Below are 16,150 nucleotides of genomic sequence, written 5' to 3' on the forward strand. Positions count from 1 at the left end.
ACTCATTCATGCGAACGATCCGCATCCATGTTGACACGCCGCTGGCCAGTGGCCGTGAGGTCACCCTGCCCGCCCAGGCCGGCGAGCACGTGGCCCGCGTGCTGCGTATGGAGGTCGGCGCGCCCGTGGTGCTGTTTGCTGGCGACGACGGCATGGAGTTCGACGCGACGCTGGCGTCGGTCGGCAAGCGCGAGGTGGTCGCCTCGGTCGGCGAAGGCCGTGTGGTCGCCAACGAATCGCCCCTGTCGCTCACCCTCGTCCAGGGCGTCGCCCGCGGCGAGAAGATGGACCTGATCGTGCAGAAGGCAACCGAGCTCGGCATCGCCCGCATCGTCCCGGTCCTGACGGAACGCTCGGAAGTGAAACTGGACGCCGCCCGCAGCGAAAAGCGACTCGCTCACTGGCGCGCGGTGGCGTCGAGCGCGTGCGAGCAATCGGGCCGGGCGCGCGTGCCGGTGATCGAGGCGGCCCAGCCGTTGGCGGCGTGGCTCGGTTCACTGGGCGAAGGCGGCCCCATGCGTCTGGCCTTGCTGCCCGAGGGCGCGAAGCGTCCCGGCGAACTCCAGCTGAGCGGCACCGCCATCCTCGCCATCGGCCCTGAAGGTGGATTCGGCGAGCGCGATCGCGCGGCGCTGGATGCCGCCGGTTTCATCGGACTGAAGCTCGGTCCGCGCATCCTGCGTACCGAAACCGCCGGCCTCGCCGCGATTGCGGCGCTGCAAGCCCTCTACGGCGATATGTAGAGGTCTTGTGGGAGCCGATTCATCGGCGACTGTGGGAGCCGATTCATCGGCGATGGGTGCTCGCCGTAACCTGGCCCGCTACCGCGGGATCGCCGATGAATCGGCTCCCACAACAGCCAACAACACGGTCAGGACGCGGTCAGGACGCGGTCAGGGCCTTGTCGATCCGGCGCATCACGGCATCGTCGAACAACGCGACCGCGTCGAGCGCCTTCAGGTTTTCTTCCAGCTGCGCCGTCTTGCTCGCACCGAGGATGACGGTCGAAACGTGCGGATTCTTCAGGCACCAGGCGAGCGAGAAGCGCGCCATCGGCAGACCGAGGTCGGCAGCAATCGGTGCCAGCGCGCGAACCGCCTTCAACTTCGCACCGTCGTCTTCAAGAAGCGCATCGCGCAACCACGCGTTGCCGGGTTGCCCGAGCCGCGAATCGCCGGGCACGCCGTCGTTGTACTTGCCGGTGAGCAGACCCGACGCCAGCGGCGACCAGATCGTCGTACCCATGCCGTATTGCTCGTACAGCGATCCGTACTCGCGCTCGACGCGCTCACGATGCAGCAGGTTGTACTGCGGCTGCTCCATCGACGGCGCGATGAGATGGTTGTCGCGGGCGACACGATGCGCTTCGGCGATGAGCTCGGCCGGCCATTCGCTCGTGCCCCAGTAGAGCACCTTGCCCTGGCGAATCAGCGTATCCATCGCCCACACGGTTTCCAGCACCGGCGTATCCGGGTCGGGGCGATGGCAGAAGTACATGTCCAGGTAGTCGACGCGAAGCCGCTCGAGTGCCTGGTGGCAGGCGTCGAAAACGTGCTTGCGAGAAAGACCGCGCTGCGTTGGTTTCGGATCGGTAACGGCACCGAAATACACCTTGCTCGACACGCAGTACGCATCGCGCGGCAAGCGCAGGTCGGCGATCACATCGCCCATCAAGCGCTCAGCATCGCCTGCGTTGTACGTCTCGGCGTTGTCGAAGAAGTTGACCCCGTTGTCGTAGGCCAGCGCGATCAGGTCACGCGCTTCGGAGCGGCCGACCTGGCGCCCGAAGGTGACCCACGCGCCATACGACAGCGCGGAAATCTTCAGGCCGGTTGAACCCAGGCGACGGTATTCCATGGCGATTCCTTAGCGAACGATCAACAGGACCAGATAGAGGACGATGCCGGCGAAAAGTCCGGCAATCACATCATCGAGCATGACGCCGAGGCCGCCTTTCACGCGTCGGTCGAACCACGCGATCGGCCACGGCTTCCACACGTCGAAAAGACGAAACAGGGCAAAGCCGAGAATGACGGCCCACCACGGTGCAACCAGCGCGGGCAGGAGCGTGATCCAGAGCCCGACGAATTCGTCCCACACCAGGCTGCGATGATCGTCGACGCCAAGGATGCGCCCGGCCACGTGACAGGCCCATACACCGATCACGAAGGCGACGACGATGACAGCGATCCACGCGGGCACGGAAAGGCCGCGCAGGAGCAACCAAGGCACGATAGCGGCGAGTGAACCGAACGTCCCCTGCGCCTTCGGCGCAAAGCCCGATCCGAAACCGCAGGCGATCCACCCCGCCGGCGACGCCATCAGGCGACGGCGGTCTGCGGGATCGAGGACGTATTTCGTGCTCATGCGACGAAGTGGTTCCAGCCAGCGCGCGACAGCACCATCTCCGCACCGTCGAGGCCGAGCACGCGCACGCCGGCACCTTCCACGATGCGCCCGATGCGTGTCGCACCGCCACCGAGGCGGGCCATGTTGGCCGACACTTCGCCAGCGCGATCGGCCGGCACGGTGAAGCAGAGTTCGTAGTCGTCGCCACCGGACAGCGCGAAGTCGATCGTGTCGGCATCCTCGAAATGGGTGAGGAGCGCGGACGAACGTGGCAGCATGGCGGCATCGATTTCCGCACCGACACCGCTGGCCTTGCAGATGTGGCCGAGGTCGGCGACGAGCCCGTCGGAAACATCGATGCACGCCGTGGCGATGCCACGCAGACCGTTCCCGGCGGCCACCCGTGGCGTTGGCCGGTTGAGACGTTCGATGAGTGCCGCGTACGGCGAGGCGTCCGCCTCGGCAAGGCAGCGAAGGCCGGCGGCGGCGTCGCCGAGCGTACCGGTGACCATGATCGCATCGCCTGCCCGCGCGCCGGAACGCAGCAGCGCGTCTCCCGGCGCGGTGAAGCCATGCACGACCACCGTGACGGTCAAGGGGCCACGCGTGGTGTCGCCACCGATGAGGGCAAGACGCAGCGGTGTCGCCAGTTCGGCGAACCCGCGTGCGAGGCCATCGACAAAAGCTTCGTCGCTATCCGGCAGCGTGAGCGCCAGCAGAGCCCAGGCCGGCGTCGCGCCCATGGCCGCGAGGTCGGACAGGTTTACCGCAAGCGCCTTCCAGCCGATATCGGCGGCAGCGGTCCCGACGGGAAAATGGACCCCCTCGACGAGGGTGTCCACGGCAACCGCCAGTTCGCGGCCGGCCGGGACGGCGACCACGGCGGCGTCGTCACCGATGCCGGTCAGTACGTCGTCGCGGTGGACGTCCGTATGCCGGCGGATGCGGTCGATCAGGTCGAATTCCATGCAGCTTCCTTAGCCCGCGAGGATTCGCGGCATGATCAGGATCGCTTCTCGGCCGTACGCCAATGCGTCGCGAGTTTGTCGAGCACACCGTTCACATAGCTGTGGCCATGATCCGCACCGAAGCGCTTGGTCGCCTCGACGGCTTCGTTGATGACCACGCGATATGGCACGTCCGGGCGGTACTTCAGCTCGTAGGCACCCATGCGCAGGGCCGACAGCTCGATGGGATCGATTTGCGACACTTCACGATCGACGAACGGCTTGATGCCGTCGTCGAGTTCCTTCACGTGCTTTTCCACGCCACGCAGGATGTCCTCGAAGTACTCGAGGTCAGCCACGACCATGTCCTGCTCGTGACGGAACTGCTCGATGACGTTACCCATCTTGCTGCCGCCGATCTGCCAGGCGTACAGCGCCTGCAGGGCGCGGCGACGCGCGCGCGAACGGGCGGCGAGGTCGATGCCGTGCGGAGGAGTGTTGTTCATTTACCGAGCTTCGCGTAGAGGTTGACCATCTCGATCGCGACCATGGCCGCATCCACGCCCTTGTTGCCGGCCTTGGTGCCGGCGCGCTCGATCGCCTGCTCGATGCTGTCGGTCGTGAGGACGCCGAACGACACCGGCACGCCGGAAGCGTACGCGGCCTGGCCGAGACCCTTGGCGGCTTCGCCGGCGACGTAGTCGAAATGCGGGGTCGAACCCCGGATGACCGCGCCCAGGCCGAGCACGGCGGCGTACTTGCCGGAGCCGGCGATCTTGTAGGCGGCCTGCGGGATTTCGAACGCGCCGGGCACGCGGATCAGGTCGATCGCGTCTTCTTTCACACCGTGGCGAACCAGCGCGTCACGCGCGCCTTCGACCAGGGGTTCGACGACGAACGCATTGAAACGGCCGGCAACGATGGCGAAACGGCCCTTGGGGGTGGCGAAATCGCCTTCGATGATCTTCATGGGTAGTCCTGTGGCGGGCGGGCCGCTGGCGGCCGGTTATTTTACGGGGTTTTCGGCCTGGGGTGGCCGCTGAAGGTAAGCACGGCGGTCCCATCGGCGACAACCAGCCGTCCCGGGGCACCAAAAGGCAGGGTGAACTTGGCGGCGTCGTGGCCAAACGGCAGCCCACGGACGATAGGGATGCCCACCACGGCGGCGATCCGCTCGAAGGTGGCGTCCAGGTCGTAGCCGTTGTCGTATTCGGTGGTCCGGTAGCTGGTGAAATCGCCGATGACCAGGGCCTTCTGCCGGGCCAGCACGCCGGCGTGGACCAGGTGGTAGAGCATGCGCTCGACCCGGTAGGCCGGCTCGGCGATGTCCTCGACGAAGAGGATGCCCCCATCGATCTCAGGGAAAAACGGCGACCCGATGAGGCTGGTCAGCATGGCCAGGTTGCCACCCCATACCGTCCCCTCGACGTCCAGGTCGACGGCATCCGCCGTGGCCCATGTGGCGCGGCCTTCGTCGGCCGCCAGCGTGTCCCAGAAGTGTGCCCAGGTCTGTGCATCGAGTTCGGGCGCACCGAAATCCGCGCCCAGCATCGGCCCACCCAGGGTCACCAGGCCACTCCGGGCGAACAGCGCGCATTGCAGGGCCGTGAAGTCGCTGTGCCCGACAAGGGCAAGCGGCGCAGCGCCGAGGCGGTCGCGCAACCCCTCGTAATCGAGCAGCGGCAACAACGGATGCGCGCCATAGCCACCCCGAATGGCCAGGGCCACATCGGGCAAGGGCTTCGACGTATCGGCCAGCGCATTGATGTCCGCGGCGCGCTCGGCATCGCTGCCCGCGAAACGGAGCTGGCGGCGCTCGAGGACGTCCTTGCCCTGCACCGTGTGGCCAGCCTCTTCCAGTCGCGCGATGCCGCGAGCCATGGCTTCGGGGTTGTGCGGGTAGCCGGAAGGAGCGATCAGGCGAATATCGTATGTCGGGGTCATCAACCGGCCTGCTCCACCACTTCCAGGCCGAAGCCCGCGATACCGACCAGCTTACGCGGGGTGCCGATGACGCGGAGTCGTTTCACGCCCAGGTCGGCGAGGATCTGCGCACCGAGACCGGTCTGGCGCCATTCCTGGTCGTCCTTCGGTGCCGGCATCGGTGCCACGTCACGCCTGAGCCGCGCCAGCAGCGCGTCCGGCGTGTCTTCGCCGGAAAGCACCACCAGGACACCGCGCTGTTCCGCGTCGATCTTGCGCAGCGCCTCGGTGACGGTCTGGCCGAGATCGTCGCGCTTGAGGTGGAGCACGTCGGACAGCGTATTGCGCACATGCACGCGGGTCAGCACGGGCTCGCCGTTGGCAACATCGCCACGGACCAGGGCGAAGTGCAGGCCGCGACGGATACCGTCGCGATAGGCGACCAGCTTGAACGGGCCGAACTCGGTGTCCACGTCTTCTTCGTGCACGCGCTCGATCGTCTTCTCGGTCTCGAGGCGGTAGCGGATCAGGTCGGCAATCGTGCCGATCTTCAGGCCATGCTTCGCGGCGAAGATCTCCAGCTCCGGACGGCGTGCCATCGAGCCGTCGTCGTGCAGGATCTCGATCAGCACCGACGAGGGCTGCATGCCCGCCAGGGTGGCCAGGTCGCAACCGGCTTCCGTATGCCCGGCCCGGCTGAGGACGCCACCGGCCTGCGCTGTCAGCGGAAAGATGTGCCCCGGCATGGTGATGTCGGCGGGCTTCGCATCGGCCGCCGCGGCGACCTGGATGGTGCGCGCGCGGTCGTGGGCGGAGATGCCCGTGGTGACGCCTTCCGCCGCTTCGATCGAGACGGTGAAGTTGGTGTGGTACGGCGAGTTGTTGTCGCTGACCATCGGCTTGAGGCCGAGCTGCCGCGTGTGTTTTTCGGTCAGCGTCAGGCACAGCAGGCCACGTGCCTCGCGGACCATGAAGTTGACGTCTTCCGGGCGCACCTTCTCGGCGGCCATGACGATGTCGCCTTCGTTTTCACGGTCTTCGTCATCGAGGATGACGACCATGCGGCCCTGGCGGAAGTCTTCGAGGATCTCGGGAATCGTATTGAAAGGCATGGGAGGTCCGGGTCAGACGAAGCCGTGTTGCTTCAGGAAGGCCTCGTCGAGGCGCGGGGTGTCACCAGCGGAAAGCAGGCGTTCGATGTAACGGGCGACCACGTCCACTTCGATGTTCACGCCGTCGCCGGGGCGACGCGCGGCGAACGTCGTGTGTTCCACCGTATGGGGAATAAGGTTCACGCCGAAGCGATTGCCGTTGACTTCGTTCACGGTGAGGCTGGTGCCGTCGATGCAGACCGAGCCCTTGTGAGCGATGTAGCGCGCGATGTCACTGGGTACCTCGAAGGTCCAGCGCAGCGAGCGGCCGTCCGGAACGACGGAGACGACCTTGCCCGCCCCGTCCACATGGCCGGAAACCAGGTGGCCACCGAGGCGGTCGGCAAGGCGGAGCGCCTTTTCCAGATTCACGGTGTCGCCGGCCTTGTGCTTGCCGAGCGTAGTGTGGGCGAGGGTTTCATTGGAGACGTCGGCGGCGAAGCTCGTCGCGTCGAAGTCGATCACGGTCAGGCAGACGCCGGAGACCGAGATGCTGTCGCCAAGGGCCACATCGGCCATGTCGAGTGCCGCCGTATCGACGACGAGGCGTACGTCGCCACCACGCGGTTCCAGCCGCGCAATGCGGCCGACGGCCTGGATGATGCCGGTAAACATGTCAGTGGCCTCCCTGCAGGGAGAGCACGATGGCGATCTGGTTTTTCATGAAACGTTTCCCGCGGTAATGAGCGAAAAACGCCCCAAGGCGCATGGCGTCGAGCGTCCCCCAGGGGAACGTGCGATCGCCGTCTTCTTTCATCCGGACTGTAACCGTCGGCTCCGGCATCGGACCGGATCTGCTGACCTTCCGGCCGAAACCGGAAGCGCTCGCGGGCTCGTTTCCTTGCGGAAACCTACCGCCGGTGGGGAGTTTCGCCCCGCCCTGAAGACGCTGTGGAGACTGGTTCCCCAAGGGAAACCGGCCGGCGAAGAATAGCATGGGGTCCGCCAGCCCAATTGCAACAACCGAACCCACCCGCCCTGTGTAGGAGCCGATTCATCGGCGAACCCGCGGCAGCGGGCCAGGTCAGGGCAAGCACCCATCGCCGATAAATCGGCCTACCCCCGTCAGGCTTTCAGCACCTGGTCCATCACCCAGTTCGTCCGCGCGCCGCTCTCGGCCGTCGAGGGACACACGCCCTTTCCGGTGAGTTCGGCCACGATGGATTCGATCAATGGCTGTTGTATGTGCCGGGGATTGGCCAAAAGGATGTCTTCCACATGGCCGCCGGCCTCGAGGCGAATGGCCTCTTCGCCGAAGGTGGCGAAAACCAGCCGACCACGGTCACCGACGATCTCGACCCGATCCTCCCGCCGGTCCGCGCAGAAATTCCACAGCCCTGTGCCGAGCACACCCGAGCCGAACGCGAAGGCCATGGCCACGGTGTCCTCGGCCGGATAGGCGTCCATCTGGTGCGAGACCATGCCACGCGCCTGGACAATCGGACCGAGCAGGAAATCGAGGATGTCCAGCGTGTGGCAGCCGATGTCGACGAAGATCCCGCCACCGGACAGCTCGGGGCGTACGGTCCACGGCAGGTTGGCCGGGTCCTGGTAGCGCGCCTCGAAAGGATGATGGAGGAGCACGTTGACCAGTCGCGGCGTGCCGATGGCACCTTCGGCGAGCAGTGCCGCGATCCGGCGAAACCGCGGCAGCATACGGCGGTAATAGGCGACGAACACCGGTACGCGGGCCGCCCTGCCCGCCTCGACGATCGCCATGCATTCCGCGTGGTCGATCGCCATCGGCTTCTCGACGTACACCGCCTTGCCGGCGGCGATCGCCATCAGCGCGTAGTCGCGATGGCTCGAAGGCGGTGTGGCGATATAGACGGCGTCGACGGTCGGGTCGGCGATGAGCGCCGCCGCGTCGTCGTACCAACGCGGCACCCCATGGCGTTGAGCGTAATCACGCGCCTTGTCGCCGTCACGGCGCATCACCGCGGCCAGGGAGGAATCGGGCACGTTCGAGAACGCCGGACCGCTCTTGACCTCGGTCACCGCGCCGCAGCCGATGATGCCCCAACGCACGTGGGACAGCGTACTCACCGGGTGGGGCGAAGCTGCAGGCGCATATCGTCGCCGACCTGGCGGCGGTCCACGGTGTGCAGCTTCCAGCGCGAGGCCATGTCGTCCAGCGGCGGCAGGTTCAGCATGGGGCGGCCGGTATGACCCAGCAGGATCGGCGCGATGTAGACGAGCAGCTCGTCGGCCAGGCCCGCGGCGAGTAGCGCGCCACAGAGCACCGGCCCGGCCTCGACATGCACTTCGTTGACGTCCTCGCGTGCCAGCCAGTGAAGGACTGCGCGAAGATCGAGGCCACCGCCATCGTCACGACGAATGGCGGCGCGACGTACCCCGGACAGGTGCGTGGGCACTGACGCATCGTCCGCATGGAACAGCACGGTCGGGGCGCTGTCGTCCAGCACGTGTGCGCCTGCCGGCGTACGCAGGCGCGTATCGACGATCGCACGCAACGGCGGCACGAAGGCCTCGCCTTCCGGCAGCCGTACGGTGAGGTGCGGGTCGTCGGCAAGCACCGTGCCGCTCGCGGAAAGGATCGCCGATGAACGGGCGCGCCAACGCTGTACGTCGGCACGCGCCGCGTCACCGGTGATCCACTTCGACGAGCCGTCGGCGAGCGCGGTGCGCCCGTCCAGGCTCATCGCCAGCTTCACACGTACCCAGGGACGTTGCCGTTCGATACGACTGAAGAAACCGATGTTCAGCTCGCGCGCGGCGTCACGCATCAGGCCTACCTGTACGCCGATGCCCGCGTCGCGCAGCCTCGCGATGCCGGCGCCGTCGACCTTGTCGAAGGGGTCTTCGTGCGCGATCACCACACGACCGACACCCGCGGCGATCAAGGCGTCGGCGCAGGGCGGTGTCCGGCCGTGGTGGGCACAGGGTTCGAGGGTGACGTAAGCGGTGGCGCCGCGTGCGGCGTCACCCGCTTCGCGAAGCGCGAAAATTTCCGCATGCGGTTGTCCCGCGCGCGGATGCCAGCCGGTGCCCAGCACGGTGTCGCCGCGCGCGATGACGCAGCCCACGCGGGGGTTCGGTTGGGTGGTATGCAGGCCGCGCTCGGCCAGGCGCAGGGCGTGCGCCATGTGTACGTGGTCCATGGCGGGGAAGAACGGCCGCGACATGGTCAGCTCTTGCGCCCGCGCCTGGCTGCGTCGAGCAGCGGCAGTTGCAGACCCTCGAGCGACGGCAGGTCGCGTTCGAGCTTCTCGATCTCCTCGCGGAAGGCATGGACGTCTTCGAACCGACGGTACACGGAGGCGAAACGCACGTAGGCGACCTGGTCGAGCGCTTTCAGCTCGCGCATCACCAGTTCACCCACCTGTCGCGACGGAACTTCGCGCTCGCCGCAGCGACGCAGGTCGTTGACCACGGCGCGCACGGCGCCGTCCACCGCGTCGCTGGCGACGGGGCGCTTCTGCAACGCGCGCTCGAAGCCGACGCGCAGTTTGTGTTCGTCGAAAGGCTCGCGACGATCGCCGGATTTGACGATCGCCGGAAGCTTCAGCTCCGCCGTTTCGAACGTGTTGAAACGCTCGCTGCACTGCGGACACTCGCGGCGACGCCGCACCGTGCCACCGTCCTCCGTAAGACGGGAGTCGATGACACGCGTGTCTTCATGCTGGCAGAACGGACAATGCATCGATCAGCCGTAAACCGGGAATCGTGCGCACTGTGCCGTGACCTTCTCACGCACGCTGGCGATGACCGAATCGTCACCCGGGGCGTCGAGCACGTCGCATATCCACTGGGTGAGTTCCACCGTGGCGGCTTCGTCGTACCCGCGGGTGGTGATGGCCGGCGTACCGACGCGCAGGCCCGACGTGACGAAGGGCGACCGGGGATCGTTTGGCACCGCGTTCTTGTTCACGGTGATATGCGCCTTGCCCAGCGCCGCTTCCGCGTCCTTGCCCGTGGCGTCGCGACCGATCAGGTCGATCAGCATGAGATGGTTCTCGGTGCCGCCGGAGACGATCTTGTAGCCTCGCTCGATGAAGGTCTTCGCCATGGCCTTGGCGTTCTTCACGACCTGCGCCTGGTAGGTCTTGAACGAGGGCTCCAGCGCCTCCTTGAAGGCGACGGCCTTGGCCGCGATCACGTGCATCAGCGGACCGCCCTGAATACCAGGGAAGACGATGGACTGGAGCTTCTTTTCCAGCTCCTCACCCAGGCCCTTGGCGACGATGATGCCGCCGCGCGGACCGCGCAGCGTCTTGTGCGTGGTCGAGGTGACGACGTGTGCGTGCTCGATCGGGTTCGGATACTCGCCCGCGGCGACCAGGCCAGCGATATGGGCCATGTCGACGAACAGGTAGGCACCGACCTTGTCCGCGATGGCGCGGAACCGACCCCAGTCGAGGATCTGCGAGTAGGCGGAAAAGCCGGCGACGATCATCTTCGGCTTGTGCTCGACGGCGAGGCGCTCGACTTCGTTGTAGTCGACGAGGCCCGACACCGGGTCGATGCCGTACTGCACGGCGTTGAAGAGCTTGCCCGACAGGTTGACCTTGGCGCCGTGGGTCAGGTGACCACCGTGGGCGAGGCTCATGCCGAGGATGGTGTCGCCCGGCTGCAGGAGGGCGAAATACACGGCCTGGTTGGCCTGGGAGCCGGAATGCGGCTGCACGTTGGCGTAATCGGCACCGAACAACTGCTTCAGGCGATCGATGGCGAGCTTCTCGGCCACGTCGACGTATTCGCAGCCACCGTAGTAACGCTTGCCCGGATACCCCTCGGCGTACTTGTTGGTCAGCACCGAACCCTGGGCTTCCATCACCCGCGGGCTGGCGTAGTTCTCGGAGGCGATCAGTTCGACGTGATCTTCCTGGCGACGGGCCTCGTTGGCGATGGCCTTGGCCAGTTCGTCGTCATAGCCGGCGATCGTTGCATCCTTCGGGAACATCTCGACCTCATGGGGGCAGGTGGGAAACAAGACGGAAAGTGTAGCGCTCGCGGGCGTTTGCAGCCACTGCCCACAGTCTCACCGGGCCCGCGACCCGCTTGACCGGGCCGTATGGGGACGTGTCGGACGTTTCGCCGACTCAAAACCCGGTTTCCGGACTACAGCCCCTCCCCGTGGGGATGCGTAGCCTAATTTCCTGGGCCAGGAAGGCCCAGCCTCGCCGAAAGGAACACACTGATGCCATTCGTGACCCGTAAGCTCACCCTCGTCCTCGCCGCCAGCCTGACGGCCACCGCCTGGCAGGCTCCGATCCTCGCGCAAACACCTGCCGCAAGCCTGTTCGACGCACACGTCGCCGCCGGGTTGCCCAAGTCCTTCGCGCTTCCCCGCGAGACCGACGACGAACGCGGCCCCGGCGTGGATCAGGTCGTGATCAAGGAACGGCTCGATACCGATGTCGTCTACCCCGATGGCAGCCACGCCATGACCTACACCGGAACGGCCGGCAGCCATGAAGCCGTCTTCACCCGCCTTGGCGAAACCCTGCGTATCTCGGTCCTCGGCCAGTCGGTCGAGGCCAGGACGACGATCGCTCAGTATCGATCCGCGCCGGCACCAGCGCCGACACCCGTACCGGACGATGCGATCGTTCCGTCGTCCACGCCATCCGCACGCACCCCCGCAACGCTGGCCAAGAACTCTGTCGCGGAACTCCGGTTCTGGATTTTCCTGCACGACGATGCAGGCGAATCGAACTATGCAAAGTTCCACAACTGGTACATCGCATGGTGGGTCCGCGACATGGAGCGAAGCGTCAAGCCCGGCATCCCGATCAAAGTCGTCATCAAGGACCGCCTTCCCGGCGTCACCGATTTCGACTATCGGCAAGGACGCGCCGACGAGTCCCTGTACGCCTTCAGGAACGCCGCGGACCGATACCTCTACACGCAGGGTATCGTGTCGTCCGCATTGACCAAGGTCATGCTCTTCGTGGGCGACCGACCGGATAACTGGAAAGGTGCTTACGGCCTCGCACTGGCACGGGACACGGTCGCGATGGCGTCCGGCACCGGGCCGCGACATGGCGTTGCGCACGAATTCGGCCACACCCTGAACGCGCTCCATGAACACGCCGAAACCCGCTTTCCGTGCGTGACCAACATGAGCGCCTATGTGCCCGGCCTCTTCAGCTGCCAGATCCACTCGGGGCAAAACGATGTTCAGATCAGGGAGTACGTGCAGCAAGCTGTCGCGCGTGACGCCAACTGAATGCATAGTGGGTAAGGCAACGCCGGTCTTGATCGCGAATCGGTCGCGTCGTTCGTAGGTGTCGGAAATAAGGAAGAGCGTCCACGTTAAGTTGCGTGGACGCTCTTCCCCAACCCGACCGAGACGCTCTTATGACCACTCGCACAACGCTATCCACGCTCATCCTGCTGGCGCTTTCGACGACGGCAACCCACGCGGCGACATGGGATGCCTCCACCTCGCTCGGCCTGTTCGACCAACGCGTTGCCGACGGCCTGCCGCTGCGCGGCCTGCGGATTCACGCCACGGACGAGGCTGGCCTGGTCACCCGTGCCCGGATCAGTGTCGATACACGGCTGGAAAACGAGGTCGTGTTGCCCGACGGTAGCCACATGGTTACCTATATCGGCCAGTGGCGGGGCAAGCAGGTCACGATTTCACGCGGCGACGGTCAATTGCTCATCGACACCGGTGAAACCACCGCTCCTACCGCGGTGCCACCAGGCGACTCCATCGCGCGATTCGACCTGGCTATCGCCGCCGGACTGCCGGCACGCGTCTCCCTCGACGGCAACGTAGTGAACACCGCTCGAGCCGCCGACGACGATCTGGTCGTACTCGACGCCTTCGGTGGCGACATCGTGTTCGCCGACGGCAGTCACGGCCAGATGTATGACGCCACATGGCATGGGTCGTCGGTGGTCGTCACCCGGTCAGGCAATCATCTCGACATTACGTCGTTGTCGGCGACCGGAGTCGGCATCACGGGCTTCACCGCCGGAAGTGAGGCTATCGAATACGAACACCTGCCCGCGGAGACGACCGCCGGCCAGGGCTCGCCTGGCGCGGGCAGCGCACACGCCGTGCCGTCACGCGCCGCCGCGATTACTCCGGAGGATCTCAACCCAAGCCGGCTCACCTTCCATCTCATGCTTCACGACGATGTCGGGTCCACCTCGCAGCGCATCCACGCAGGTTACGTGGCGTGGTGGCTGGCCGACCTGCAGCGCAACATCCTTCCCGGCAAGAAGGTCGACCTGCTCTACAGTCAGCGGATTCCGGGCGTCACCGATGTGAAGTACGAATACGTCGGATCACTGCACGACTGGTCGGATGTCGTCGAGCACTACGCGCTGGAGCAGGACATCCCGCGCACCTACAAGCACAAGTTCATGCTTATTGTTAAGGGTCTTCCCGAGCCGGAGCGTCACGGTCGCTCCTGGCAGAAGGGCACCGAAGGCATCGCGTCGGTCAGCGGCAGGTACCCGGAGATCGCCCATCAACTCGGCCACCTCCTGGGCGCGACCCACGCCAGGGCCGAGGTCCGTTATGGTGGATGGTGGTGTGAAACCAACATGTACGCTCCCAGCCTGACCGTGCGCTCGAACTGCTACGAGTATTCAGCAGAGAACGCATACCAGATTCGGGAATACGTCACCACGGCCGGTGGCCACATCGAGAACAGTCGCTGGTCGGAGGACCGATGACAGTGCGGCTTTGCGATGCCACAAGGGCCATGCTTGTGCTATCACCGACCTGGGTCGCGCCGACCGGGCCCGCCATCATCGATCGGTTCGATGCGTTGGCCATCGGACCACTGCCCACCGCCCTGAGTGTTCCCGCCTTCGACAGTGGGATGGATGAGGCTCGCCTGTCTACCCTCGTCGTGACCTCGCGACTGCACAGTTCAGTGACCTTCCCTGACGAAGGGCCGTCGATGGTCTACGACGCAAGGTTCGACGGTTTGCCGGCAGTCGTGACTCGATCGGACAAGGGTCTGGATATCAGCGTCGTCAGGGAGGATGGCGTACACGTCACCACGGTGACAGCGGGTATGGCGGTCATCTCGCATACGCACGGGCTCGCCGCCGTTACCCACGCGAATGTCGACGGAGATCCGCGAAGGCGTCGTCGCTCACTTGAACACGGCTCCGACGACGACTTCGAAGACGATGTAGAAGGCATCGATACGCCCATGGAGCCTATGCCGCTGGCAGATCCCCTCGCACCACTCTAGATACGGATATTCCTGCACGACGATTTGCGCTCGAGCGAGGCGAGGAGCATCCATGCCGGTTATGTCGCATGGTGGTTACGCGACATGGAGTCGAACATCCTGCCCTCCAACATACCGATCAACATCACCTACATGCAGCCGATTCCCGGCATCAGTGACTTCTCCTACGGCACATCCTCGTCAATGACCACGTGGCGCGCCGCTGCCGAACGGTACGTGACCAGCCGCGGCATCCGCCGGACATGGAAGAACAAGTATGTCCTTGTCACGCGCCTCCGGCCCGCTAAAGGAAAGCTGGGTCAGGCCATCCCCGCGGGAGGCGTGGCTATCGCAGGATTGACCGGCCCTTACAGCGTGATCGCGCATGAACTCGGGCATCTTTTCGGGGCCCGACATGCCGACGCGGAGTGGCGATGGGGCTGGTGGCCGTGTACGACCAACATGCACTTCGACAACGCGGCACTTCTGGCCAATTGTTATCAGTACTCGGCGACGAACGTCACCCGTATCCAGAACTACGTCGATCTCAAGGGATATATTCCTCCCTGAGGGGCCGTCCCACCGAACTGGCCCTCTCCTGAGAGGGCCAGCCGGAACCCGGATTACTCGGGCGACGGTGCGTCCATCATGCGGCGCGGCGCGTACGTGTCCGGCCCGTGCCTCATGTATGAACGAATGGCACGCCGATTGGCCGAGGAATATTCCAGGCAGTCGGCGCGTGCCCGGCTCGAAATGGAAAGCATGTTGGTTTCACACCCCCACCAGCCGCGCGTTTCTCCGGCGGCGTGGGTGGCGCCCAGCATGTGGCCGATTTCGTGGGCGACAATCCTCGAACGACCCGCGATCGACGCAATGGCCTCGTTGCCGCCTTCGTAAGCGACGCCCGTCGTCCCCGGCATGGGCCGTCCGGCGGTGAGCAGCACGTACTTGTGCTTATAGGACTGGTCAACCCCGAGCCCGTACCGGGGATCCATGACTTTCAATGTCTGTTCAAACTGCTTCAGCGAGTCGGCACCACCGTAGGCCATGGAGGTCACCCAGGGCGCTTTCTCCCAATAGCTGACCCGCATCGACTCCACCGACAGCACATTGACCGCCATGTCGGCCAGCCACCACGCCACGAAGCGCGCATGCAGCTCCCTGACATCACGGTCGAGCAGGTCGTCGTGCTTCAGGAAATGAAAATGCAGGGTGTAGGCGGCCGGATCCTCGAAGTGGCCCGGTGCGAGAGAACGACGGGCCCGTGCCCCCTCGGGAGCCTCGCTCACGGGCGCCTGGTTCACCAAAGCCAGATCCTCCGAAGTCGCGTCGAAGGACATCACCTCGGTATCGCCATTGCGCATGACGGTCGCATCCAGGGAGTCGCCCGCTCGGGTGAAGACGGCCGCCTCACCATGGAAGACCCCGCTGTACATCGATCCCCGGATATCGCCGGGAAAGGAGACATCGACATTCAGGCGGCGCTGAACCGAAAAATCCGCTCCGGACCGCTTCGTCCGGCCCAATGCATCGATCGTGCCCTCCTCCGCCGAGACAAGTTGGGCGACCGCGGCGTCGAACCGGGCGACCATGCCGGGGGCAGCTATCGCGG

The 16,150-nt window shown here is 65.4% G+C and carries 19 protein-coding genes and 1 riboswitch; of the genes, 5 read left to right on the forward strand and 14 right to left on the reverse strand.

All coding sequences use genetic code 11. The features are described 5' to 3' along the window. Nucleotides 1-8: 8 nt before the first annotated feature. The gene (locus BJI69_RS02920; protein WP_046969461.1) at nucleotides 9-743 is read left to right on the forward strand and encodes a 16S rRNA (uracil(1498)-N(3))-methyltransferase; all 735 of its coding nucleotides are present in this window, start codon (nucleotides 9-11) and stop codon (nucleotides 741-743) included. A gap of 139 nt (nucleotides 744-882) precedes the next feature. Here BJI69_RS02920 and BJI69_RS02925 read toward each other — a convergent pair whose 3' ends face one another. The 13 genes from BJI69_RS02925 to glyA all read right to left on the reverse strand — a co-directional run bounded on the left by BJI69_RS02925 (nucleotide 883) and on the right by glyA (nucleotide 11,294). After that, nucleotides 883-1,857, reverse strand: coding sequence for a potassium channel beta subunit family protein (locus BJI69_RS02925; RefSeq protein ID WP_046969462.1), 975 nt, complete (start codon nucleotides 1,855-1,857; stop codon nucleotides 883-885). Between the two features lie 9 nt (nucleotides 1,858-1,866). After that, a complete protein-coding gene (locus BJI69_RS02930) occupies nucleotides 1,867-2,367 on the reverse strand; it encodes a phosphatidylglycerophosphatase A family protein (RefSeq protein WP_046969463.1) in 501 nt (166 codons plus the stop codon). Further along, nucleotides 2,364-3,317, reverse strand: coding sequence for a thiamine-phosphate kinase (gene thiL, locus BJI69_RS02935; RefSeq protein WP_046969464.1), 954 nt, complete (start codon nucleotides 3,315-3,317; stop codon nucleotides 2,364-2,366). The genes BJI69_RS02930 and thiL overlap by 4 nt, the downstream gene beginning before the upstream one ends. 35 nt (nucleotides 3,318-3,352) lie before the next feature. Then, nucleotides 3,353-3,802 (reverse strand): transcription antitermination factor NusB, encoded by a 450-nt coding sequence (nusB, locus tag BJI69_RS02940; RefSeq protein WP_046969465.1) that lies wholly within the window; start codon nucleotides 3,800-3,802, stop codon nucleotides 3,353-3,355. Further along, nucleotides 3,799-4,266 (reverse strand): 6,7-dimethyl-8-ribityllumazine synthase, encoded by a 468-nt coding sequence (gene ribH / locus BJI69_RS02945; RefSeq protein ID WP_046969466.1) that lies wholly within the window; start codon nucleotides 4,264-4,266, stop codon nucleotides 3,799-3,801. The genes nusB and ribH overlap by 4 nt, the downstream gene beginning before the upstream one ends. 41 nt (nucleotides 4,267-4,307) lie before the next feature. After that, nucleotides 4,308-5,240: a muramoyltetrapeptide carboxypeptidase gene (gene ldcA / locus BJI69_RS02950; protein ID WP_046969467.1), complete on the reverse strand. Its 933-nt coding sequence runs from the start codon at nucleotides 5,238-5,240 to the stop codon at nucleotides 4,308-4,310. Continuing rightward, entirely contained in the window at nucleotides 5,240-6,331 is a 1,092-nt protein-coding gene (ribB, locus tag BJI69_RS02955; protein WP_046969468.1) for a 3,4-dihydroxy-2-butanone-4-phosphate synthase, read from the reverse strand. The genes ldcA and ribB overlap by 1 nt, the downstream gene beginning before the upstream one ends. Nucleotides 6,332-6,343: 12 nt before the next feature. Then, entirely contained in the window at nucleotides 6,344-6,985 is a 642-nt protein-coding gene (locus tag BJI69_RS02960) for a riboflavin synthase (RefSeq protein WP_046969469.1), read from the reverse strand. 1 nt (nucleotide 6,986) lies between these two features. Continuing rightward, entirely contained in the window at nucleotides 6,987-7,127 is a 141-nt protein-coding gene (locus tag BJI69_RS22480; protein ID WP_154670737.1) for a hypothetical protein, read from the reverse strand. Then, a riboswitch (FMN riboswitch) is annotated at nucleotides 7,112-7,262 on the reverse strand. It overlaps the preceding gene by 16 nt. A 173-nt stretch (nucleotides 7,263-7,435) precedes the next feature. Further along, nucleotides 7,436-8,416 carry a Gfo/Idh/MocA family protein gene (locus BJI69_RS02965; RefSeq protein WP_211258547.1) on the reverse strand — a complete coding sequence of 327 codons (981 nt, stop codon included), beginning with the start codon at nucleotides 8,414-8,416 and terminating at the stop codon, nucleotides 7,436-7,438. After that, the gene (gene ribD / locus BJI69_RS02970) at nucleotides 8,413-9,477 is read right to left on the reverse strand and encodes a bifunctional diaminohydroxyphosphoribosylaminopyrimidine deaminase/5-amino-6-(5-phosphoribosylamino)uracil reductase RibD (RefSeq protein WP_046969493.1); all 1,065 of its coding nucleotides are present in this window, start codon (nucleotides 9,475-9,477) and stop codon (nucleotides 8,413-8,415) included. Before ribD ends, BJI69_RS02965 begins: the two co-directional genes overlap by 4 nt. A 41-nt stretch (nucleotides 9,478-9,518) precedes the next feature. Then, the gene (nrdR, locus tag BJI69_RS02975) at nucleotides 9,519-10,034 is read right to left on the reverse strand and encodes a transcriptional regulator NrdR (RefSeq protein WP_046969470.1); all 516 of its coding nucleotides are present in this window, start codon (nucleotides 10,032-10,034) and stop codon (nucleotides 9,519-9,521) included. 3 nt (nucleotides 10,035-10,037) lie between these two features. After that, nucleotides 10,038-11,294: a serine hydroxymethyltransferase gene (glyA, locus tag BJI69_RS02980; protein ID WP_046969471.1), complete on the reverse strand. Its 1,257-nt coding sequence runs from the start codon at nucleotides 11,292-11,294 to the stop codon at nucleotides 10,038-10,040. A gap of 237 nt (nucleotides 11,295-11,531) precedes the next feature. Here glyA and BJI69_RS02985 point away from each other — a divergent pair, with 237 nt between their 5' ends. The 4 genes from BJI69_RS02985 to BJI69_RS03000 all read left to right on the forward strand — a co-directional run bounded on the left by BJI69_RS02985 (nucleotide 11,532) and on the right by BJI69_RS03000 (nucleotide 15,108). After that, nucleotides 11,532-12,563 (forward strand): hypothetical protein, encoded by a 1,032-nt coding sequence (locus BJI69_RS02985; RefSeq protein ID WP_046969472.1) that lies wholly within the window; start codon nucleotides 11,532-11,534, stop codon nucleotides 12,561-12,563. A 131-nt stretch (nucleotides 12,564-12,694) separates the two neighbouring features. Beyond that, nucleotides 12,695-14,029 (forward strand): hypothetical protein, encoded by a 1,335-nt coding sequence (locus tag BJI69_RS02990; RefSeq protein ID WP_052767383.1) that lies wholly within the window; start codon nucleotides 12,695-12,697, stop codon nucleotides 14,027-14,029. Between the two features lie 29 nt (nucleotides 14,030-14,058). After that, nucleotides 14,059-14,559 carry a hypothetical protein gene (locus BJI69_RS02995; protein ID WP_046969473.1) on the forward strand — a complete coding sequence of 167 codons (501 nt, stop codon included), beginning with the start codon at nucleotides 14,059-14,061 and terminating at the stop codon, nucleotides 14,557-14,559. An 84-nt stretch (nucleotides 14,560-14,643) separates the two neighbouring features. Next, entirely contained in the window at nucleotides 14,644-15,108 is a 465-nt protein-coding gene (locus BJI69_RS03000; RefSeq protein WP_052767384.1) for a reprolysin-like metallopeptidase, read from the forward strand. Between the two features lie 53 nt (nucleotides 15,109-15,161). Here the strand turns inward: BJI69_RS03000 and BJI69_RS03005 are convergent, their stop codons facing one another. Next, the gene (locus tag BJI69_RS03005; protein WP_052767385.1) at nucleotides 15,162-16,130 is read right to left on the reverse strand and encodes a zinc metalloprotease; all 969 of its coding nucleotides are present in this window, start codon (nucleotides 16,128-16,130) and stop codon (nucleotides 15,162-15,164) included. Between the last annotated feature and the right edge of the window lie 20 nt (nucleotides 16,131-16,150).

This window comes from Luteibacter rhizovicinus DSM 16549 (assembly GCF_001887595.1).
GTDB classification, from domain to species: Bacteria; Pseudomonadota; Gammaproteobacteria; order Xanthomonadales; family Rhodanobacteraceae; genus Luteibacter; species Luteibacter rhizovicinus.